The 758-nt window shown below is 45.3% G+C and carries 1 protein-coding gene; it reads left to right on the top strand.

Annotation, left to right across the window (positions count from 1 at the left end; translation table 11 throughout):
- Positions 1-758, top strand: a 758-nt coding sequence (gene nrdD, locus BG32_RS02900; protein ID WP_310793863.1) for an anaerobic ribonucleoside-triphosphate reductase, incomplete at both ends; no start/stop codon positions are given.

Here is a 758-nt window from a genome sequence, read left to right as displayed (position 1 = left end):
CTCAAAGAGGTGAAGCAAAACATCCAGTCCTTTGTCTTCGGAGTAAATACTCCTTCGAGATGGGGAACGCAGGCACCCTTTACAAACATCACGCTGGACTGGGTAGTCCCGACCAAATTGAGGACACAGCCTGCAATTGTTGGTGGGAAGGCCCTGGACTTCACATACGGAGATTGTCAGGAAGAGATGCGCATGATAAATCGCGCCTTCCTTGAAGTTTTGGACGAAGGAGATGCTAACGGCCGGGGCTTCCAGTATCCGATACCAACCTATAATATTACGAAAGACTTCGATTGGGAAGATGAAGACGCAAAGCTTCTTTTCGAAATTACCAGCAAATACGGTACCCCGTATTTCCAGAACTTCATCAACTCTGATTTGGATCCCGATGACGTAAGAAGCATGTGCTGCAGGCTTCAGCTTGACAAGAGAGAATTGAAAAGAAGGGGCGGAGGTCTATTCGGCTCAGACGAATTTACTGGATCGATTGGAGTTGTAACGATCAACCTTCCGAGAATCGCATATTTGAGCAAGAACGAAGAAGAGTTCTTCGCAAGACTTTCAAAAATGATGGACCTCTCGAGTAGGAGTCTCGAAATCAAGAGAGCAGTAGTCGAGAAATTGAATAACGAAGGTCTCTATCCATACACGAAGAGATACTTAAAGAACTTTGACAACCATTTCTCAACTATAGGCTTGGTGGGTATGAATGAAGCGAGCTTGAATGCGAGGTGGATAAAAAAGGCGATTTCAGAAGA

Origin of the sequence: Mesotoga sp. HF07.pep.5.2.highcov (assembly GCF_003666285.1) — a bacterium.
In the GTDB taxonomy this organism is placed as follows: Bacteria; Thermotogota; Thermotogae; order Petrotogales; family Kosmotogaceae; genus Mesotoga; species Mesotoga prima.
The sequence above is the reverse complement of the archived record's forward strand: the minus strand, read 5'-3'. Positions and strand labels throughout refer to the sequence as shown.